Origin of the sequence: Aeromonas sp. 603404 (assembly GCF_049171775.1) — a bacterium.
GTDB lineage: Bacteria > Pseudomonadota > Gammaproteobacteria > Enterobacterales > Aeromonadaceae > Aeromonas > Aeromonas veronii_A.
In genome coordinates, this window is sequence record NZ_JAAKPE010000002.1 from 284,663 (window position 1) to 304,392 (window position 19,730).

The window sequence follows — 19,730 nt, forward strand, 5'->3', positions numbered from 1 at the left end:
GCCTGCGCAGTCAGCATGTTCTGTCAGCGCTATCAGTCGCCATCGCTGCAAATGGGCTTTATTGCCTGATTCAGCGGCGCAGCAGCTCGCGGGCATTGGCCAGGGTGTTGTCGGTGATCTGGTCGCCACCGAGCAGGCGTGCCAGCTCATTGAGACGGGCATTCTGGTCGAGCGCATCCATCCGAGTTTCGGTGGTTTTGCCATCGGTATGTTTGCTCACCACCATATGCTGGTGGCCGTTGCCTGCCACCTGAGGCAAGTGAGTGACCACCATCACCTGAGTGGACTCCCCGAGCTGGCGCAGCAGGCGACCTACCACGGCGGCGGTCGGGCCGCTGATCCCCACATCCACTTCGTCGAAAATCAGGGTCGGGGTGGAGATCTTGCGAGCACTGATCACCACGATGGCGAGGCTGATACGTGACAGTTCACCGCCGGAGGCCACCTTGCCAAGCGGCTGGATCGGTTGGCCCGGGTTGGTGGTGACCATAAACTCCACCCGGTCGATACCCAGCGGAGAGAGGCTGCTCTGGGCGTCGGGGCGCACCTCGATGGCGAAACGGCCATCAGGCATCGCCAGTTCGTGCATGCTGCTGGTCACCTTGGCGCCCAGCTCCTCGGCATAACGCTGACGGCTCTGACTCAGGGCTTCGGCGGCCTGGACAAAAGCCTGACGGGCCTCGGCCAGCTCATCTTCCATCCCCTCTAACCGCTCTTCATCGGAGTTGAGGCGAGCAAGATCAGAGGCCAGCTCCTGATGGTACTGAGCCAGATCTGCCGGTTTGACGTGGTGCTTGCGGGCCAGATTGATTGCTCTGGAGAGGCGGGCCTCCAGCTCGTTAAAACGCTCGGGATCCAGTTCCAGCCGATCGAGGTAGCTGCGAAGTTCGCTGTGGCTCTCCTGCACCCCGATCAGCGCTTCATTCAGCATCTCCAGTACCGGGGTGAGGCGGCTGTCCATGCTGACCAGTCCCTCGGCCCGATCGACGGCCGATTGCAGCAGCCCTGCGATAGTGGTCTCTTCGTTGTCATAGAGCAGGTCCAGGCAAGCCCCACACTCTTGCATCAGTTCTGTGCCGTTGGCGAGACGCTGGTGCTCCTCTTCTATCTCTTCGAACTCCCCTGGTTGCAGGGCAAATTCGTCCAGCTCCTGCACCTGATACTCGATCAGTTGGCGACGGGCCTCCCGCTGCTGCTGCTCGGCCTTGAGCCGGTTGAGCTCGTTTTGCAGTTGGCGCCACTGCTGATAGTGCTGGCGCACCTCGTCGAGCAGCAGATGGTGGCCGGCGTAGCCGTCGAGCAGGGCGAGCTGGTAGTCGGGTTTGAGCAGCATCTGGTGGGCATGCTGACCGTGCACGTTGACCAGCAGCTGACCCAGATTCTTGAGCTGGGTGAGGGGGACGGGCACGCCGTTGATATAGCTGCGCGAGCGGCCCTCGGCGGAGATGACTCGCCGGACGATACACTCACCTTCGTTTTCCAGTTCGTTGGTGGCGAGCCAGGCGCGGGCGGCCGGGTTGTTGTCCAGCAGGAAGCGGGCGCTGACCTCGCTTTTGTCGCTATCGGGTCGCACCATGCTGGCTTCTGCACGCTCTCCGAGGCAGAGACCGAGAGCGTCGATGGCGATGGATTTACCGGCACCGGTCTCACCTGTGATGCAGGTCATCCCCGGTTGCAGATCGAGTTCTAGAAACTTGACGATGGCGAAGTTGTTGACGGTCAGCTGGGTCAGCATGGTCTCATCCTGTATAGGTCAACATTACTGTGTATGCATCCAGTATATACTGGTCTTATATACAGTAAAGAGGGCGCCGCCATTTTTAACACAGGAAGGGGGGAGCCAGTGTGGTATGGCTATGAAAATGCGGTACTGACTATTGGGACGCGGTACGGATATGAGAATGCAGGGGACGTTGCCACGACAAAAAAGAGAAGGGCGCCAATTCAGGCGCCCTTCTCTGGCAATGCCGTTGTCGGTCAAAGCTGATTAGAACAGCTTGCTGCCCCAGCCGAGCTTGTTGCGCAGCACGTGGAAGTAGCTGTAGTCGAGGGGATGCACCAGATGAAGCTGGTGGTGGCTCTTCTTGATGAGGATCTCGTCCCCCGGGTGGACCGCCAGGGTCACCTGGCCATCACAGCTGACCTGCATGGCATCGTCCTGATTGTCCGGTGATACCAGCAGCCGTACTTCGCTGTCGGCATCGAGCACGATGGGGCGACTGCTGAGGGTGTGCGGGAACATGGGCACCAGCGTTATAGCGTTGAGCTTGGGGGTGAGGATGGCGCCACCTGCCGACAGGGAGTAGGCGGTCGAGCCGGTCGGGGTGGCCACTATGATGCCGTCCGAGCGCTGGCTATACATAAAGCTGCCATCGATATAGACCTCGAACTCGATCATGTGGGCGATCTTGCCCGGGTGCAGCACTGCTTCATTCACCGCCAGATTGCTCGACTTGCGCTCGCCGTGGCGATAGACCGAGGCTTCCAGCAGGAAGCGGTGTTCGCTCTTGTAGTGACCGGAGAGCACCTGCTCCAGCGGCAGCAGGTAATCTTGTGGCGAGAGATCGGTCAGAAAGCCGAGGTTGCCCCGGTTGACCCCGATCACTGCTACATCGAAGCGCGACAGCACTCGCGCCGCCCCCAGCATGTTGCCGTCACCGCCGACCACGATGGCGAGATCGGCCTGCTGGCCAAGTTGCACCAGATCCATCACGTTTTCATCGAGGATGCTCAGGGTCTGGGCGACCCGGCTCTCCACCAGAACCCGAAAGCCGCGGGCGGTCAGGTATTGATGCAGGCCGGTCAGCGTCTGGTTGGCCCCCTCATGGTGGGGTTTGCCAATCAGGGCGATGGTTTTGAACGGAGAATCCATAGTCAGTCAGATCTGGGATGGGTATTGCGGGCCAGTATACAGTGCTTTGCTCCGCTTGTGACGCTCTCCCGTGTGACGGGGCTGGCTATCCCCTTGAGGCTAATGGTTAAACGGTGAGCGGTAACCCGGATAAACCGACGGTTGCGGCTATTCAGCAACCCTGATTGCCCTTTACCCCTTGAAAGCCGGGGATGCATCCCCATAATAGCGCCAACATAGTCGGTCTGTTGTCGTCCGGTCGCTCAACCAGACGTCAGGGCCCTCATAAGTAACCCCGGAATTGGAGATGTCATGAACCACGAAGAGCAAAAGGTTGAAGCGATGGAGCAAGTGGAAGCCCAGCCAGTCGAGCCGACCGATGTAGACAGTGAAGTGACAGCCGAGCAGGCCCGTATTGCCGAACTGGAAGCGCAGCTGGAAACCGCCATTCAAAAAGCAGCGGAAGAGCGTGAACGCGCCCTGCGTACCGCCGCCGAGATGGAGAACCTGCGCCGTCGTACCGAGCTGGATGTGGAGAAGGCGCACAAGTTTGCTCTGGAGAAGTTCGCCAACGAACTGCTGCCGGTGCTGGACAACCTTGAGCGAGCCATCGAACTGGCCGACAAGGAGAACGAAGCCCTCAAGCCGATGATCGAAGGTGTCGAGCTGACCCTGAAATCCATGCAGAGCGGCGTGGCCAAGTTTGGTCTGGTGGCGCTCGACCCGATCAACCAGCCGTTTGACCCCAATGCCCATCAGGCGATGAGCATGGTACCGAGTGCCGATGTGGCGCCGAACACCGTGATCGCAGTGATGCAGAAAGGCTATGACCTCAACGGTCGGGTGATCCGTCCGGCCATGGTGATGATCGCCAAAGCGGTCGACTGATTGGCTGTGGGTGCCCGAGCCCGCCCTGTGGCGGGCTTTTTATTTCGCAGTGCAGCACCTGTTCATCTTGCCCGGTTTTACGCCTCAACGTGACCGCGCAACCATGACAAAGGGTGTGGTTTTTTAGGGTTGGGGCTTGAAGCTGCGTCCGGCGACCCCATATAGGTAGCAAGGCCGCGGCGGCACAAAAAATTTGATGCCGGGAGCTTGAAAGCCAGATTGGCAGCCCCCACCTAGCCGTTAACGCATTAAGGCGAGTTCCTCGCCAGTTTATTCAAAGTATTTGGAGATTCGTCAAATGGGTAAAATCATCGGTATTGACCTGGGTACTACCAACTCCTGCGTCGCTATTCTGGATGGCGACACTGCTCGCGTGATCGAGAACGCAGAAGGCGATCGTACTACTCCGTCCATCATTGCCTATGCCGATGATGGCGAGATCCTGGTTGGTCAGCCGGCCAAGCGTCAGGCCATCACCAACCCGAAAAACACCCTGTTCGCCATCAAGCGTCTGATCGGTCGTCGTTTTGAAGATGAAGAAGTGCAGCGTGACCTGAAAATCATGCCGTACGCCATCGCCAAAGCTGACAACGGCGACGCTTGGGTTGAAGTGAAGGGCAAGAAAATGGCACCGCCGCAGATCTCTGCCGAAGTGCTGAAAAAGATGAAAAAGACCGCCGAAGACTATCTGGGTGAGCCGGTAACCGAAGCAGTCATCACTGTTCCGGCCTACTTCAACGACGCCCAGCGTCAGGCTACCAAGGATGCCGGTCGCATCGCCGGTCTGGATGTAAAGCGCATCATCAACGAACCGACTGCTGCTGCATTCGCTTACGGCGTGAACAAGGTCAAGGGCGAGCGCAAGGTTGCCGTATATGATCTGGGTGGCGGTACTTTCGATATCTCCATCATCGAGATCGACGAAGTGGAAGGCGAAACCACCTTCGAAGTACTGGCGACCAACGGTAACACCCACCTGGGTGGTGAAGACTTCGACAACCGCGTCATCAACTATCTGGTAGACGAGTTCAAGCGTGAGCAGGGCATCGACCTGCGCAACGACCAGCTGGCTCTGCAGCGTCTGAAAGATGCCGCGGAGAAGGCCAAGATCGAGCTCTCTTCTGCCCAGCAGACCGACGTCAACCTGCCGTACATCACTGCCGATGCCACCGGTCCGAAGCACATGAACATCAAGGTGACCCGCGCCAAGCTGGAATCCCTGGTGGAAGACATGGTGAAAGACTCTCTGGAGCCTGTTCGTGTCGCCCTGAAAGACTCCGGTCTGGCAGTTGGCGAGATCGACGACGTGATCCTGGTTGGTGGTCAGACCCGTATGCCGCTGGTTCAGAAGATCGTTGCCGAGTTCTTTGGCAAAGAGCCGCGTAAAGACGTCAACCCGGACGAAGCCGTGGCCATGGGTGCTGCCATCCAGGGTGCCGTACTGTCCGGTGACAAGACCGACGTACTGCTGTTGGACGTGACCCCGCTCTCCTTGGGTATCGAAACCATGGGTAGCGTGATGACTGCGCTGATCGAGAAGAACACCACCATCCCGACCAAGAAGTCCCAGGTGTTCTCCACTGCCGAAGACAACCAGTCTGCCGTGACCATTCACGTGCTGCAGGGTGAGCGCAAGCGCGCCAGCGACAACAAGTCTCTGGGCCAGTTCAACCTGGAAGGCATCCGTCCGGCACCGCGCGGTCTGCCGCAGATCGAAGTGACCTTCGATATCGATGCCAACGGTATCCTGCACGTCTCTGCGAAAGACAAAGAGACCAACAAAGAGCAGAAGATCACCATCCAGGCCTCCTCTGGTCTGTCTGATGACGAGATCGAGCGCATGGTACGCGAAGCCGAAGCCAACGCGGCCGAGGACAAGAAGTTTGAAGAGCTGGTACAGGCTCGCAACCAGGCTGATGGTCTGGTCCACTCCGTACGCAAGCAGATCACCGAAGCCGGTGAAGCTCTGCCTGCCGACGACAAGACCAAGATCGAAGCTGCTCTGAGCGAGCTGGAAGCGGCCATCAAGGGTGACGACAAGGCTGCTATCGAAGCCAAACAGCAGGCTCTGCTGGAAGCGTCCCAGAAGCTGATGGAAATTGCCCAGCAGCAGGCTCAGGCCCAGGGTGCAGCCGGTGCTGATGCCGGTCAGTCCTCCTCTTCTGCCAAGGCTGACGACGACGTAGTCGACGCCGAGTTCGAAGAAGTGAAAGACGACAAGAAGTAAGCCCTACCCAGATGGGCGGAGTCCGCTTCGCCCATCGGCTTGGTCAATGAATTCACGGGCGTTGGGTAACCAACGCCCGTCTGCGTAACCACAGGATGAGTATGTCGAAGCGCGATTTCTACGAAGTACTGGGTGTGGCGAAAGATGCCGACGATCGCGAGATCAAGAAGGCGTACAAGCGCCTGGCCATGAAGTATCACCCGGATCGTAATCAGGGTGATGCCGCATCCGAAGAGAAGTTCAAAGAGGTCAAGGAAGCCTACGAGGTCCTGACCGATGCCAACCTGCGTGCCCGTTACGACCAGTATGGCCATGCCGGTGTCGACCCGAGCCAGGGTGGCGGTGGCCACGGTGGCTTTGGCGGCGGTGCCGACTTCGCCGACATGTTTGGTGACGTATTCGGTGACATCTTCGGCGGTGGCCGTGGTGGTGCCCGTCGTGGCCCGGCCCGTGGCTCCGACCTGCGTTACACCATGGAGCTGACGCTGGAAGAGGCGGTACGCGGGGTCTCCAAGGAGATCAAGGTGCCGACTCTGGTTCACTGTGAAGTCTGTAACGGCTCCGGTGCCCACACCGGCAGCAGTGCCCAGACCTGCCCGACCTGCCACGGCTCCGGCCAGGTGCAGATGCGTCAGGGCTTCTTTGCGGTGCAGCAGGCGTGTCCGCACTGTCACGGTCGCGGCAAGATCATCAAGGATCCGTGCCGCAAGTGTCACGGTGAAGGTCGTTACCAGCGCACCAAGACCCTGTCGGTGAAAATTCCGGCGGGCGTTGATACCGGCGACCGCATCCGTCTCTCCGGTGAAGGGGAAGCGGGGGAAGCGGGAGCTCCGGCAGGGGATCTCTACGTACAGGTGCACGTCAAAGAGCACGAGATCTTCGTGCGTGACGGCAACAACCTCTACTGCGAAGTGCCCATCAGCTTCACCGCAGCCGCCCTGGGTGGCGAGATTGAAGTGCCGACCCTGGATGGCCGCGTCAAGCTCAAGGTCACTCCGGAGACCCAGACCGGCAAGATGTTCCGCATGCGTGGCAAGGGCGTGAAGTCAGTACGCTCCGGTCAGGTAGGGGATCTGATGTGCAAGGTGGTGATCGAGACTCCGGTCAACCTCACTGAGCAGCAGAAAGAGCTGCTGCGCCAGCTGGACGAATCCTTCAGCGGTGCCGCTGCCAAGACTCACAAGCCGAAATCGGAAGGCTTCTTCGAAGGGGTGAAACGCTTCTTCGACGATCTGACCAAGTGATGGCATAGACCCGTGTCGATATAAAGAGAGAGGGAGGCGTGATGCCTCCCTCTCTTTTATCTTGAACTATCGGAGATGGCGGTGGTTTGGCTGCCCCCATCTGCTGTGCGCTGTCAGGCAGCAGCCAGTGACCCACCGAGGAAGGCATAGGCGAAACCAAAATAGATCAGCACGCCCAACAGATCCATGATCGAGGTGAGCATGGGGGAGCTGAGGGTTGCCGGATCAGTCCCCATCTTCCGTGCGGCAAACGGCAGGACCAGACCAAGCAGGCTGCCAACCACAGTCACCGTCATGGCAGAGAGGCTGACAATCATGACGATGTCCCAGCCGATGCTCTTGCTCCAGAATGCCATCACCCCTTCCAGCAGGGCGACACCCAGCCCCAGAGCCATTGCGACGGGCAGATCGCGCCGCAGCACGAAAAAGAAGTCACGCATGCTCAGCTTGATCTGACCCATGCCCATTGCCCGGATCACCAAGGTGGCCGACTGGCTGCCCGAGTTGCCCCCCATGTCGATAATAGGGGCAATAAAGGCTGCGAGGATCAGTACTTCGCTGATGAGTTCTTCCTGAGCGGCGACCAGATTGCTGGTCAGTATGCCGAATACGGTCAAGACCGCCAGCCAGAAGAATCGGGCGCTGAACATGTTAAAGGTGCTGGATGCGCGAAGATCAAGTTCGGGACCTCCCAGCGCAGCCGTACCACCGAAGCGGGCAATCCGGTTGGCATCTTCCTCTTCGGCAACATCCATTGCATCATCCACGGTCACCATGCCGAGCAACTGCTGATCCTGATTCAATACGGGGAGGGCCAGCAGGTTGTAACGGGCGATCATCTCCGCGGCTTCGCCTTTGGGGGCATCGGCCTGAATACTCACCAGCTCGCGCTGCATAATGGCCGAGATGGGGGTTTTGCTGTCGGCGAGAAACAGTTCGCGCAGGGAGACAACCCCGATGAGGCGGCGCATTTCATCCACGACATACAGGGTATAGATGCTCTCCCTGTCGGCAGCAGTGCTGCGCAGCCGTTGCAGCCCCTCTCCCACAGTGATGTCAGCCGTCAGGCTGGCACAATCCGAGCTCATGATGGAGCCGACGAGGTTTTCCGGGTAAGAGGCCAACCGTTGCGTATCCTCACGTTCTTCATCTGTCATCGCATCGAGCAGGGTCTGGCGCAAGGCTGCGGGCAGACGATTGTAGAGATCGGCTCTGTCATCGGGGGATAGGCGGGTACACAACTCTTCCAATTGGGGCTTGGCCATGGAACGTACCAGGCTGGCCTGAATATCGCTGGGCAGATGGCGGAAGATGCGTGCGGCACGCAATGCAGGAACCAGATTGAGAAAGGTATGAATATGTTTATCTGTCAGGCGGTTTATCGCTTGTGCCAGATCGACCTCATGAATATTCAGGCTGAGGCTCTGGATCCCCATACGATCCTTGTTTTGCAGCAGTACATACAGTTGTTGGTGAATATCTTGGTATTGCATTTATATATCCTTTAATACATCAGCCTGGAAAATAGAAAATAGAATTCCGACTGACATCACATCAGCAAAAATAGATAAGGAAATAACGCCCGAAAATTAATCCGGACTAGTCGCCGATACCGGCTCCAGGGTCAGGGTCCATGACACACCTCCTGATTGATGTAAAGAATCGTCATATGCTTACCCGTCAATAGCCACGCATGGGGAATGAACAGGTGTTGCACTCGGCACAAGTAAATGAAGGTGGAGCGGATCGCGGGACGGTCGTCGCCCGGCTAGCGGCTGTTGCCATCTCCCATGCCACCTTGTCAAAAGCCTTGTGGCTACTGACCTGCAGCGATAGAGGTTCGCCATCATTGACGCACGCCAGAGGCGGAAAAACATGGCGTGATGAGGTAACAGTGGTAATGACATGGTGACCCTGATATCAGGAGAAGACCCATGCAGGCATTATTTACGCATCCAGTCTGTAGCATTGGATGGCGTCAGTAACAGACATCGAGTGAATACAGGGAAGGAATTGCACTCAGGTGCAAATAAACCGCTCTCCGCATAGTGCGAGATAGCGGCAGAACAATCTGCGGGGATCTCGCGACTCAGGTATTGGCTGACGAGCTCAACAACCTACTGTCATCTGATGAATTGCCCACTGATGGTCTCCGTTATTAATCAATGCTGCGATGCTACTGGAATGGTTCTTATTGGTAAATAATTAATCCACCGCCAGAAACATTTAGAAACATCTTTATTGATATTTTGGTAATTGAACGACAGGAATGTCGCGTATTCAGCCATATCGCATGCGTGATCGGTATTATTTACGCTGCTTTGTAGCCGAACCTGATGGTGTAATGCGTGTAACAATCTCCACCAACAGAATGACGCATAGGGTATGCCGATACCTGGCAGACCCATCGCCAGCACCCTGATCCGGTTGGTGGTGAGGTGCCCCCCTTCCTATTCACATTGTCAGGGTCGCTGCTCGCAGAATCGGGATCCGCCTTATTGAGTGGATCCTGATGAGGGATCCTCCTCACAACTCCCGCCAATTCCTGCTGTACAAATGTTATCCCGCTCACACTGTTGCTGAAACGGTTTAGTTGTCATATTGAGTTGGCTAAAGCGGTTTAGCTATGCTCTGGCTGTCGATAACAACAGCGCCCGTCCGGGCCACAGATGACAGGTGAGGAAGATGATGATGTTCAAGAGCAAGTTGGCGCTGGCGGTAGCGCTGGGATTGGGGATGAGCAGCCCGCTGTGGGCGGCGCAGGCGAGTGTTGCAGGTGAGAGTGTCGAGGCCAGACTGGCGGCGCTGGAGGCGCGGGTACAGGCGGCTGAAGCGAGAGCAGAGGCAGCAGAGAGCCGTGCCAGCCAGGCGGAAGTGAAGGCGAGCGCGGCGAGTGAGCAGGCGCAGGTGGCCAACAACCGCAGCCAGAAGGTGGATGAGAAGACCGCTGGTGCCCAGGGCTTCGAGTTTCACGGTTATGCCCGCTCGGGCCTGTTGGTAAACAGCAATGGCAACGGCGGGCGCGGCGGCCCCTACATCACCCCGGCAGGATCCGTGGGTGGAGCTGTCGGTCGCCTTGGCAACGAGGATGACACCTACATGGAGGCCAACCTGCTGAAAACCCAGACCTTCGAGGATGGCAGCTGGGCCCGCTACAAGCTGATGCTGGCAGACGGGGTGGAGACCAGCAACGACTGGACTGCCAGCGATTCGAGCCTCAATACTCGTCAGGTGTTTGCCGAGATCGGCAATCTGGCGAGCTTCGACGGCCCCTTCAAGAATGCGGTGATGTGGGCGGGCAAGCGCTTTGATCGGGACAACTTTGACATCCACTGGCTCGATTCCGACGTGGTGTTCCTGGCCGGTACCGGCGGCGGCGTCTACGACGTGCAGCTGGCCGATAGCTGGAAGGCCAACTTCTCTCTCTATGGCCGGGATTACGGCGACATCAGCGCCAGCGGTCTCTCCGATATCGAGAGCTACATCCTCACCATGAACAACCGCGTCGGTAACTGGCAGTGGATGGTGAACGGTCTCTCGGCCAAGGACAATGACGCCCGCATCAATGACAAGGGGGCGGGCAGCGAGGCGGCGGACAAGGGGGCGCACACCCTGCTGGCCTACCATGGCGAGAGCTTCTTTGGCATCAACCCCGGTTTTGCCAAGGCGGCGGTGTTGTATGGTCATGGGCTGGGGGCCGAGGTCAAGGGGCTGGGCTCTGACAGCGAGCTGTTGCCGGACGCCGATGCGGTGCGGGTCGCCGTGTTTGGCGCCACCGATCTCACCTCGCGCTGGCGTTTTGCCCCGGCCCTGCTGGCCGAGCAGAGTCAGGATCGCTACGTGAAAGGGGACGAGTACCGCTGGCTTACCTTCAATACCCGGGTGGCGCAGGTGCTGAGCCAGAACGTCGAGCTGGTCTACGAGGCGGCCTGGCAGTACATGGATCTCGATCCCAAGGGTTACAAGGGACGCCAGGCGGTGAACGGCAACTTCACCAAGCTCACCTTCGCCCCCACCTTCAAGGCGCAGACCGCCGGTTTCTTCGAGCGGCCCGAACTGCGGGTGTTCGCCAGCTGGATGGACTGGTCCTCCGAGCTCGACAACTACGCCAGCGACGATGCCATGGGCCAGAGCAACTTCACCGCCGGTGGCGAGTGGAACTTTGGCGTACAGATGGAAACCTGGTTCTAGTTCGTTATCCCGATCACAAAAATGGCAGCCGGTGCCGAGATCTGTTGGTTGGCTAAAACGGTTTAGCTGATAATGCCAGCCAACAGAACAGAGTTCGGGTTTGACCGTGGATCCGATGCAGCAGTGGAGTAGCAAGGTGACGAATCGTGTGTGGGTAATGGGGGATGCGGTGGTGGACTTGATCCCGGAAGGGGCATTGCACTACCTCAAGTGTTCGGGTGGTGCGCCCGCCAATGTGGCGGTTGGTGTGGCACGGCTGGGTGGCGATGCGGCCTTTATCGGCCGGGTTGGTGCTGACCCGTTCGGCCGCTTTATGGCCGACACCCTGAGCGGGGAGGGGGTGGATATCGGTGCGCTGCGGCTCGATCCAGACTATCGCACCTCTACCGTGCTGGTAGAACTGGATGACGAGGGGGAGCGCAGCTTCACCTTTATGGTGCGCCCCAGTGCCGACCAGTTCCTCACCCCGGATGAGTTGCCCCGATTCGATGCCGGTCAGTGGTTGCTGACCTGCTCCATCGCGCTCGCCAACGAGCCGGTACGCACCAGCTGCCTGCAGGCCATGGCGGACATCAAGGCGGCAGGCGGGCGGGTCTGCTTCGACCCCAACCTGCGCCCCGAGGTGTGGGGCAACCCCGCCGAGATGCTGCCGTTGGTGCGTCAGGCAATTGCACAGGCGGATGTGGTCAAGCTCTCCATCGAGGAGCTGCAACTGCTGAGCGGTGAGGATGATCTGGCTGCCGGGCTTGCGACTCTCTCTGGCCCGGCGCTGGTGCTGGTGACCAGAGGGGCGGCCGGTGTGGTGGCCCGTCTGGGTGGCGAGCTGCTGGAGTGGGTGGGGCAGAAGGTGACCCCGCTCGACACCACGGGGGCGGGGGATGCCTTCGTCGCCGGGCTGCTGGCGGCGCTGGCAGGGCGTTCGTCGCTGCCGACGCTGGCCGAGTTGCCCGCCATTCTGGCTCAGGCTCACGGCTGCGGGGCGCTCGCCACCACCGCCAAGGGGGCCATGACGGCGCTGCCGACCCGCTCCGAACTGGATGCCTTTTTGCGATCAGACACAAGCGGCTGTTGATCTGCGGCTAGAAGCCCGGCTCGACAGCCCCTACTCTCATGTGACAAGGGCCCGCCAGCGTGGCGGGTCATAAGAGGAAGAATATGAATATCAGTGCGATAGCCAAGGATCTGGTGCCCCTGCTCGGGGGCAAGGAGAACATCGTCAGCGCTGCCCACTGCGCCACCCGGCTGCGGCTGGTGCTGGCCGATGACAGCAAGGTAAACAAGGCCGCCATCGACAAGCTGGAGGGGGTCAAGGGGTGCTTTAGCAACGCGGGCCAAATTCAGGTGATCTTTGGCACCGGTCTGGTCAACAAGGTCTATGCGGAGTTTGTGACGCTGACCGGTACCGGCACCGCCAGCAAGGCGGAGCTGACCGACATGGCGGCGGCCAAGCTCAACGTGGCCCAGCGGTTGGCGCGAACCCTCTCCAACATCTTCGTGCCGATCATTCCGGCCATCGTCGCCTCGGGCCTGCTGATGGGGCTGCTCGGCATGGTGCGCACCTACGGCTGGGCCAATGCCGACAGCGCCCTGTTTGTGATGCTCGACATGTTCAGCTCGGCGGCCTTTATCATATTGCCGATCCTCATCGGTTTTACGGCAGCGCGTGAGTTTGGCGGCAATCCGTACCTCGGGGCGACCCTTGGCGGCATTCTCACCCACCCAGCGCTAACCAACGCCTGGGGCGTGGCCGGTGGCTTCAAGACCATGGATTTCTTCGGGCTCGATGTCGCCATGATCGGCTATCAGGGCACCGTCTTCCCGGTGCTCTTGGCGGTCTGGTTTATGTCCCATCTGGAGAAACAGCTGCGCAAGCGCATCCCGGATGCACTGGATCTGATCCTCACGCCGTTCCTCACCGTCATCATCACCGGTTTCGTGGCGCTGCTCTTTATCGGCCCGGCGGGTCGGGTATTGGGGGATGGCATCTCGTTTGGTCTGAGCGCCCTCTATGAGCAGGCGGGCTGGCTGGCGGGGCTGGTGTTTGGCGGCACTTACTCGCTTATCGTCATCACCGGCATCCACCACAGCTTCCACGCCATCGAGGCGGGATTGCTGGCCAATCCGCAAATTGGCGTCAACTTCCTGCTGCCCATCTGGGCCATGGCCAACGTGGCGCAGGGCGGGGCTTGCCTCGCGGTCTACTTCAAGACTCGCGACGTGAAGATCAAGGCCATTACCGTGCCGGCTGCCATGTCCTGCCTGCTGGGTATCACGGAAGCGGCGATCTTCGGGGTGAACCTGCGCTACATCAAACCCTTCCTCGCCGGTCTGTTTGGCGGGGCCTGCGGCGGCGCCTACGTGGTGGCGGCCAAGGTGGGGATGACGGCGGTGGGGCTGACCGGTATTCCCGGCATGGCCATCGTCCAGCCCATGAGCCTGATTCATTACATCATCGGGCTGGTGATCGCCTTTGGCGCCGCCTTCGCCGCTTCCTACCTGCTCAAATACAAGGTGGAGTGATGAAGGAAAGCGATCTTCTCAACCAGATTGTCCGGTCGCTGCTGGCCGGACAGCTCAAGGCGGCGGCCGATCCCCATCGGCCCCGCTGGCATCTGGCAGCCCCGGTGGGGCTGCTCAACGATCCCAACGGCTTTATCGAGCACGACGGGCGCTACCACCTCTTCTACCAGTGGAATCCGCTGGGCTGCGAGCACCGCAACAAGGGCTGGGGCCATGTCACCTCCACCGATCTGCTGCATTGGCAGCACGAGCCGGTGGCGCTGTTGCCCACCGAAGCCTATGAGAGCCACGGCTGCTATTCGGGCTCTGCGGTGAGCGACGAGCAGGGGCGTCTGACCCTTATCTACACCGGCAATGTCAAATACCCAGATGGCAGCCGCACCGCCTATCAGTGTCTGGCCCGCGCCGACGGTGAGGGTAGTTTTGCCAAGCTGGGGCCGGTGCTGGATCTACCCGCAGGCTACAGCGGCCATGTACGCGATCCCAAGGTGTGGCACGACGGCAAACAGTGGCTGATGGTGCTGGGGGCCCGAACCCTGGATGACAAGGGGGAAGTGCTGCTCTATCGTGGCGACACCCTGCAAAGCTGGCAGCGGGTGGGGCCCATCGCCGGCAGCGGGCGAGGGGGGCTGGGTGAGTTTGGCTATATGTGGGAGTGCCCGGATCTCTTCCCGCTGGAGGAGCGCCATGTGCTGATCAGCTGCCCGCAGGGGATTGCCCCGGCAGGCGAGGATTATCGCAACCTCTACCAGTGCGGTTGGCTGGTGGGCAACTTCGACGGCGAGCGCTTCGGGCACGGGGCTTTTCACGAGCTGGACCGGGGCTTCGAGTTCTATGCGCCGCAAACCACTCTGGATAGCCAGGGTCGGCGCTTGCTGTTTGGCTGGCTGGGTCTGCCGGAGGAGAACGAGATGAGCCAGCCTACGGTCGCTCACGGCTGGATCCACCAGATGAGCTGCCCGCGGGAGCTGTTCTGGCAGGATGAGTGGCTTTGCCAGCGGCCGGTGGCGGAGCTTGCGGCGCTCAAGGGAGAACTGACCCGCTTCGAGGGGACGCTTGGCGAATTTCCGGGGCTGGCCATCGACTCGGCCTGGCTCGATCTGGATCTCTGCGGTGAGGGGAGCCTCTGTTTCGGCGCCGTGGCCGAGCTGGTGTGGCAGCCGGACCGCATCACCTTGCGGCGCCAGAACTGGCAGAGCGGAGCGTGGGAGACTCGCAGCAGCCCATGGGCTGGCGGGCGGATCACCGTGCTGTGCGATCGCTCCAGTCTGGAGTGTTTCATTGATGAGGGTCGCCACAGCCTGTCGGCGCGCTACTTCCCCGGGGAGAAGCCGCAACTATCATCAGGTAGCGGCGATGATGGCTGCAAAATTTGCCTCAATCACTGGCCGCTGTCGGCATGCCTAGTACAATAGCCCGGTTCTAGTCAGCCGGGAGGCCAGGTGGAGAAGAAGAAACGGATCACGATTGCCCAGATCGCCGAACTGGCGGGGGTGTCCAAGGCGACCGCCAGTCTGGTGCTCAACGGGAAGAGTGCGGAGTACCGCATTGCCGATGATACCCGCAAGCGCATTCAGGCGGTGGCGGAGGAGTGTCACTACCTGCCGAGCTTTCATGCCCGCTCCCTGCGCGAGACCCGCAGCTACACCTGGGGGTTGGTGATCCCCGATCTCACCAACTTCGGTTTTGCCCGCATCGCCCGCGCCCTCGAGGCGCACTGCCGGGAGGCGGGTATCCAGCTGCTGATCGCCTGCTCCGAGGATGATCCCGCCCTCGAGCAGCGGGTGGTGGACAACCTCATCAGCCGCCAGGTGGATGGGCTGATTGTCGCCTCCAGCGGCCACAGCGATGACATCTATGCCCGCATCCACGACCGCCTGCCGGTGGTGCAGCTCGACCGCCATATTGGCGAGTCGCGCCTGCCCATGGTGATCTCCGATGCCTGCAAGGCCACCGCCGAGCTGGTGCGGGATATGGCCAGCGAGTGCGGCGAGCAGATCTACTACTTCGGCGGTTTGCTGGATCTCTCCCCCAGCCGTCACCGGCTGGCGGGCTATGAGCTGGGGCTCCATCGCGCCGGTTTTGAAGCCGATGCAGCAAGGGTGCGTCATCGCGACTACCAGCCGAGCTCCGGTTATCAGCTGATGGCCGAGCTGGTGGCCGAGCTGGGAGCCCCCCCCAGGGGGCTCTTTACCGCCTCCTTTACCCTGCTGGAAGGGGTACTGCGCTACCTCAACGAGGCGGGGTTGATGGAGACAGGGATGCGGCTGTGTACCTTCGATGATCACGACTTGCTCGACTGCATTCCCATGCGCATCGACTCGGTGGCGCAGGATTGTCCGGCGCTGGCCCTCGCCGCTTTCGAGCTGATGCAGCAACTGATAGCGGGCAGTCCTCCCGCACAGACCGCCCAGGTGATCACCCCCAGGGTGCGCTGGCGCAGCCGCCGCTAGCCACTCTTCGCTCATCCATATGAAAAAGCCCCGCCATTGCTGGCGGGGCTTTTTGCTGTGGGCGGGTGGCTCGTTCCTCTGACCGGCAGCTCAGTCTGTGGTACTGGCGCGCCAGAATATCTGCTTGATATGGGGATGAATGCCGAGTTTCACCATCAGGGCATCCAGTTCGTCGCCATCAATGGAGGTGGCCAGCAGCACCGCCGAGATCTCCAGATCCCTCTCGCCAAATGGCTCGATGTCGAGCTCGCTCATGGGATAGTTGGCCTGCTCCAGCATCTCCTCGAGCCAGTGCAGCACCTCCTTTTGATGCTCACGGGGGGTCAGGGCAGTCACCTTGTAGGTGACTTCAGTATCCAGATTGTCTACCGGGCGACGGTTGATCTGGTTGACCAGTGGTCGCAGCAGGGTGTTGGCGGCCAGCACGAATAACGCGCCCAGGATTGCTTCCATGGCGAGCCCTGCGCCACAGGCGGCGCCGACCGCTGCCACGCCCCAGAGGGTGGCGGCGGTGTTGATGCCGCGGATATTGCCCGACTCGCGCATGATGACGCCGGCGCCGAGAAAGCCGATGCCGGAGACAATATAGGCCACCACATGGACCACGTTGTAGTTGCCGCCGTGCAGGTCATAGATTCGCTGGGCCAGGCTGACGAACAGGGCGGCTCCCACGGCGACCAGCACGTTGGTGCGCAGGCCCGCGGTACGTTGGCGGTACTGGCGCTCCAGCCCGACCAGACTGCCGAGCACAAAGGCGAGCAGCAGGCTAGCCAGAGTGTCGAGCAGTGAGAGCATGTCTAGTTGTTGCCACATCTTCATGGCGTACTCCTTCTTATGAAAGCTGGCTTGGCACAATCCATGATGAAACGCCGGGTGGCGGATGGATCAGAGGGGGATTGAGCGGATGGCCAGCAGAAAAACGCAGCGTCCCGGGTTTAGCTTCCGGGGCGCGAGCATCATCAGATGCCCTGACGCTCGGAGAGGACGCAACAAGTGGGGCCAGCGTGGCTGGCCCCTTGAACGGTCGTTAGTGCAGCAGGATGCGCGTCAGTTGAGTTCGGGAGCCGTGTCGATGCGCGGACGCAGCTCCCAGCGCACCGGATGCGCTACTCCGACCTGATGAACAAACTGCACCAGATAGCGGCGCTGGGGTGGAGTGCAGTGCACATTGAGCACCAGCTCTCGCCCGCCGCTGCGACCCGGTTTCATCGATTGCATCGGTTGCAGTCCGGCCGGTTGCAGGGTGTGGCTCACCATATCCAGCACTTGCTCCATATCGGCGCGATCCTCGCAACGGATCTGCAGCCTATAGTGGTGCTGGCGCGGTTTGCCGCCCAGCCAGCGTGGCAGCATGCCACGGCCGAGCCGGCTCAACAGGGGGTGAGCCCGGGTAGCAACAGAACCTGTTGCGACCGCGCGATCCGCAGCCGGTTTGATTGAGATAAAACGCATAGCAGCCTCCTTGTGGGAAGCAGAAACTATGCAGGCAAGGTGTCATGGCAAAGCCAGATCACCTGACGTCAAGTGTGAAAAAAGAGAAGAGGGGAGTGGATTTCCGCTTCTCGCAGGGTTGCGAGCATGCGGCAGAGAAAGACCTGCGGCTAGCTCGCGACCTTGGTACCGACGATGAGGGTCGGTCTACAACTGTCACTTGATGAGTTGCCCACTGATGGTCTCCGCTGTGTTAAGAACGGCAAAATGGTACTCATCCAGAGCGGTGAGGTAAAGCCTTATCGACCTTCCAGCAACATTTAGATACAAGTTTGTCAATAATGGGGCCGACTGGCTACCTCCATAAGCATCAGGGAGCGACGATAGCCATCGCCGCGCGATGACGCCCCGCTAGCAGGACCGCCCCTGTCTTGCGCGACCTGTTACTTCAGCCCCAAGCGCTTCAGGATCAGGGCTGCCGGGCAGAACCCAGTGAACGCACTCTGGATCAGGTTGACCCCGACAAAGACGCTTAGCCAGACAAAGCCCGGATGCACCCAGGTGGTAAGGATCAGCGAGAGCAGCAACATACAACCCGCGACGATTCTGACTCCGTTATCTACTGTCATGGTCTTTCTCCCCATATATTTTAGATATTGCTAATTTAGTGTTGTTTTATACAATAGAACAAATATCAGCAATTGCTAATTTACTTCTATGAGCCAATTCGACGAGATGAACAGACATGCGACAGCCGCCGCCTCCCTGCTCAAGGCGTTGGCTCACCCTGAACGCCTGCTGGTGCTCTGCCAACTGGTGGAGGGGGAGAAGGGAGTCGGGGAATTGCTGGCCCACAGCCAGCTGGGCCAGTCGGCCTTCTCCCAGCAACTGTCGGTATTGAAGCGCTACGGCCTTATCCGTTCGCGCAAGGTCTCCCAGCAGATCTACTACTCGCTGGTGAGCGAGGCAGCTGCCGATGTGCTGGGGGCGCTGCAAACCCATTTTTGTCACTCGGAAAATAAGGAATCTTGATGATGGAAAGCCAATGGCTGCTCTCTTTGGGCGGCGGCATGCTGGCAGGGCTGTCGGCCCTGATCCTGATGTTGTTCAACGGCCGGGTGGCCGGGATCAGCGGCATTCTGGCCGGTGCGTTGCAACACCGGGCGCCGTGGCGGGTACTGTTTCTGCTGGGGCTCGGGGCGGGCGCCTGGCTGGCACTGAGCTTGGGCTGGGCCAGCATGCCCGCATTCACCACCTTGCCCGGTTGGCCTGTTGTGCTGCTGGCCGGTTTGCTGGTTGGCATCGGTACCCGTCTTGGCAATGGCTGCACCAGCGGCCACGGCATCTGCGGCATGGGGCGGCTCTCCCTGCGCTCCATTGTCGCCACCCTGACCTTTATGGCGGCTGGCTTTATCACCGTCTTCATCACTCATCATCTGCTGTAAGGGGCTGATTGCCATGAAATTGCTGACAAGTTTGTTCGCGGGCCTGCTGTTTGGACTGGGGATGGCCATCTCCGGCATGGTGGATCCCGCCCGGGTCACCGGTTTTCTCGATCTGGCTGGCGCCTGGGATCCCAGCCTCGCCTTCGTGATGGGGGGGGCCCTGCTGGTCTTTATGCCGGGTTACTTCCTGCTGGTGAAACCCCGTCGTCAGAGTGTGCTGGGCGAGCCCATCGCGGCAGTACCTGCCCCCACGCTGGATCACCGCCTGATCGGTGGTGCCGCGCTGTTCGGTATCGGCTGGGGATTGGTGGGTATCTGCCCGGGGCCTGCCTTGAGTCTCATTTCCAGCGGCCAGCCCATGATAATGTTGTTTATAGTGGCCATGGTGGCCGGGATTTTGCTTGTTGATCGGGTTTGGGTGAAGGTGCGGGAGAAGCGCTGCCACCCCCGCTCTGTCTGAACGGATTGCCCCTAGTGTCG

17 protein-coding genes are annotated in these 19,730 nt (G+C 60.1%); 11 read left to right on the top strand and 6 right to left on the bottom strand.

The features are described from left to right. Positions 1-70 precede the first annotated feature (70 nt). Both recN and nadK read right to left on the bottom strand, forming a co-directional pair. Entirely contained in the window at positions 71-1,735 is a 1,665-nt protein-coding gene (recN, locus tag G5306_RS05220; RefSeq protein WP_421235746.1) for a DNA repair protein RecN, read from the bottom strand. 252 nt (positions 1,736-1,987) lie between these two features. Further along, positions 1,988-2,872, bottom strand: a complete 885-nt coding sequence (gene nadK, locus G5306_RS05225) for an NAD(+) kinase (RefSeq protein WP_005338038.1) — start codon at positions 2,870-2,872, stop codon at positions 1,988-1,990. A 291-nt stretch (positions 2,873-3,163) separates the two neighbouring features. Here nadK and grpE point away from each other — a divergent pair, with 291 nt between their 5' ends. The 3 genes from grpE to dnaJ all read left to right on the top strand — a co-directional run bounded on the left by grpE (position 3,164) and on the right by dnaJ (position 7,210). Beyond that, positions 3,164-3,739 carry a nucleotide exchange factor GrpE gene (gene grpE / locus G5306_RS05230; RefSeq protein ID WP_005338036.1) on the top strand — a complete coding sequence of 192 codons (576 nt, stop codon included), beginning with the start codon at positions 3,164-3,166 and terminating at the stop codon, positions 3,737-3,739. A 298-nt stretch (positions 3,740-4,037) separates the two neighbouring features. Continuing rightward, the gene (gene dnaK / locus G5306_RS05235) at positions 4,038-5,966 is read left to right on the top strand and encodes a molecular chaperone DnaK (RefSeq protein ID WP_421312501.1); all 1,929 of its coding nucleotides are present in this window, start codon (positions 4,038-4,040) and stop codon (positions 5,964-5,966) included. A gap of 101 nt (positions 5,967-6,067) precedes the next feature. Continuing rightward, positions 6,068-7,210: a molecular chaperone DnaJ gene (gene dnaJ, locus G5306_RS05240; RefSeq protein ID WP_216954258.1), complete on the top strand. Its 1,143-nt coding sequence runs from the start codon at positions 6,068-6,070 to the stop codon at positions 7,208-7,210. A gap of 113 nt (positions 7,211-7,323) precedes the next feature. Here the strand turns inward: dnaJ and mgtE are convergent, their stop codons facing one another. Continuing rightward, positions 7,324-8,703, bottom strand: coding sequence for a magnesium transporter (mgtE, locus tag G5306_RS05245; RefSeq protein ID WP_216954257.1), 1,380 nt, complete (start codon positions 8,701-8,703; stop codon positions 7,324-7,326). A 1,192-nt stretch (positions 8,704-9,895) separates the two neighbouring features. On the opposite strand from mgtE, the gene G5306_RS05250 reads away from it, so the two are divergent. The 5 genes from G5306_RS05250 to G5306_RS05270 all read left to right on the top strand — a co-directional run bounded on the left by G5306_RS05250 (position 9,896) and on the right by G5306_RS05270 (position 16,374). After that, positions 9,896-11,401, top strand: coding sequence for a carbohydrate porin (locus G5306_RS05250; RefSeq protein ID WP_421312502.1), 1,506 nt, complete (start codon positions 9,896-9,898; stop codon positions 11,399-11,401). 115 nt (positions 11,402-11,516) lie between these two features. Beyond that, positions 11,517-12,473, top strand: coding sequence for an aminoimidazole riboside kinase (locus G5306_RS05255; protein WP_421312503.1), 957 nt, complete (start codon positions 11,517-11,519; stop codon positions 12,471-12,473). An 83-nt stretch (positions 12,474-12,556) separates the two neighbouring features. Next, positions 12,557-13,921 (top strand): sucrose-specific PTS transporter subunit IIBC, encoded by a 1,365-nt coding sequence (locus G5306_RS05260; RefSeq protein ID WP_040065997.1) that lies wholly within the window; start codon positions 12,557-12,559, stop codon positions 13,919-13,921. Next, positions 13,921-15,336, top strand: coding sequence for a sucrose-6-phosphate hydrolase (locus G5306_RS05265; protein ID WP_319920198.1), 1,416 nt, complete (start codon positions 13,921-13,923; stop codon positions 15,334-15,336). The genes G5306_RS05260 and G5306_RS05265 overlap by 1 nt, the downstream gene beginning before the upstream one ends. 27 nt (positions 15,337-15,363) lie before the next feature. Further along, positions 15,364-16,374, top strand: a complete 1,011-nt coding sequence (locus G5306_RS05270; protein WP_100654144.1) for a substrate-binding domain-containing protein — start codon at positions 15,364-15,366, stop codon at positions 16,372-16,374. Positions 16,375-16,464: 90 nt separating this feature from the next. Here G5306_RS05270 and G5306_RS05275 read toward each other — a convergent pair whose 3' ends face one another. The 3 genes from G5306_RS05275 to G5306_RS05285 all read right to left on the bottom strand — a co-directional run bounded on the left by G5306_RS05275 (position 16,465) and on the right by G5306_RS05285 (position 18,434). Continuing rightward, positions 16,465-17,193 carry an MgtC/SapB family protein gene (locus G5306_RS05275; protein WP_201990472.1) on the bottom strand — a complete coding sequence of 243 codons (729 nt, stop codon included), beginning with the start codon at positions 17,191-17,193 and terminating at the stop codon, positions 16,465-16,467. A 228-nt stretch (positions 17,194-17,421) separates the two neighbouring features. Continuing rightward, positions 17,422-17,826: a hypothetical protein gene (locus G5306_RS05280; RefSeq protein WP_266134452.1), complete on the bottom strand. Its 405-nt coding sequence runs from the start codon at positions 17,824-17,826 to the stop codon at positions 17,422-17,424. 422 nt (positions 17,827-18,248) lie between these two features. Continuing rightward, the gene (locus tag G5306_RS05285; protein ID WP_337073604.1) at positions 18,249-18,434 is read right to left on the bottom strand and encodes a DUF2892 domain-containing protein; all 186 of its coding nucleotides are present in this window, start codon (positions 18,432-18,434) and stop codon (positions 18,249-18,251) included. An 88-nt stretch (positions 18,435-18,522) separates the two neighbouring features. Here G5306_RS05285 and G5306_RS05290 point away from each other — a divergent pair, with 88 nt between their 5' ends. The 3 genes from G5306_RS05290 to G5306_RS05300 are packed head-to-tail and all read left to right on the top strand — an operon-like array spanning position 18,523 to position 19,710. Beyond that, a complete protein-coding gene (locus tag G5306_RS05290) occupies positions 18,523-18,837 on the top strand; it encodes an ArsR/SmtB family transcription factor (RefSeq protein ID WP_124243227.1) in 315 nt (104 codons plus the stop codon). Beyond that, positions 18,837-19,250, top strand: a complete 414-nt coding sequence (locus tag G5306_RS05295) for a YeeE/YedE family protein (protein WP_201951797.1) — start codon at positions 18,837-18,839, stop codon at positions 19,248-19,250. Before G5306_RS05290 ends, G5306_RS05295 begins: the two co-directional genes overlap by 1 nt. Positions 19,251-19,263: 13 nt before the next feature. Then, on the top strand, positions 19,264-19,710 hold the full coding sequence (locus G5306_RS05300) for a YeeE/YedE family protein (RefSeq protein ID WP_160881858.1): 447 nt from the start codon (positions 19,264-19,266) through the stop codon (positions 19,708-19,710). The last annotated feature ends 20 nt before the right edge of the window (positions 19,711-19,730 follow it).

Bases quoted from the DNA above. Each gene is read 5' to 3' on its own strand.
- G5306_RS05260 (WP_040065997.1), top strand. From the start codon at position 12,557: ATGAATATCAGTGCGATAGCCAAGGATCTGGTGCCCCTGCTCGGGGGC.
- nadK (WP_005338038.1), bottom strand. From the start codon at position 2,872: ATGGATTCTCCGTTCAAAACCATCGCCCTGATTGGCAAACCCCACCAT.
- G5306_RS05295 (WP_201951797.1), top strand. From the start codon at position 18,837: ATGATGGAAAGCCAATGGCTGCTCTCTTTGGGCGGCGGCATGCTGGCA.
- G5306_RS05300 (WP_160881858.1), top strand. From the start codon at position 19,264: ATGAAATTGCTGACAAGTTTGTTCGCGGGCCTGCTGTTTGGACTGGGG.
- mgtE (WP_216954257.1), bottom strand. From the start codon at position 8,703: ATGCAATACCAAGATATTCACCAACAACTGTATGTACTGCTGCAAAAC.
- G5306_RS05280 (WP_266134452.1), bottom strand. From the start codon at position 17,826: ATGCGTTTTATCTCAATCAAACCGGCTGCGGATCGCGCGGTCGCAACA.
- grpE (WP_005338036.1), top strand. From the start codon at position 3,164: ATGAACCACGAAGAGCAAAAGGTTGAAGCGATGGAGCAAGTGGAAGCC.
- recN (WP_421235746.1), bottom strand. From the start codon at position 1,735: ATGCTGACCCAGCTGACCGTCAACAACTTCGCCATCGTCAAGTTTCTA.
- G5306_RS05290 (WP_124243227.1), top strand. From the start codon at position 18,523: ATGAGCCAATTCGACGAGATGAACAGACATGCGACAGCCGCCGCCTCC.
- G5306_RS05250 (WP_421312502.1), top strand. From the start codon at position 9,896: ATGATGATGTTCAAGAGCAAGTTGGCGCTGGCGGTAGCGCTGGGATTG.
- dnaJ (WP_216954258.1), top strand. From the start codon at position 6,068: ATGTCGAAGCGCGATTTCTACGAAGTACTGGGTGTGGCGAAAGATGCC.
- G5306_RS05285 (WP_337073604.1), bottom strand. From the start codon at position 18,434: ATGACAGTAGATAACGGAGTCAGAATCGTCGCGGGTTGTATGTTGCTG.
- G5306_RS05275 (WP_201990472.1), bottom strand. From the start codon at position 17,193: ATGAAGATGTGGCAACAACTAGACATGCTCTCACTGCTCGACACTCTG.
- dnaK (WP_421312501.1), top strand. From the start codon at position 4,038: ATGGGTAAAATCATCGGTATTGACCTGGGTACTACCAACTCCTGCGTC.
- G5306_RS05255 (WP_421312503.1), top strand. From the start codon at position 11,517: ATGCAGCAGTGGAGTAGCAAGGTGACGAATCGTGTGTGGGTAATGGGG.
- G5306_RS05265 (WP_319920198.1), top strand. From the start codon at position 13,921: ATGAAGGAAAGCGATCTTCTCAACCAGATTGTCCGGTCGCTGCTGGCC.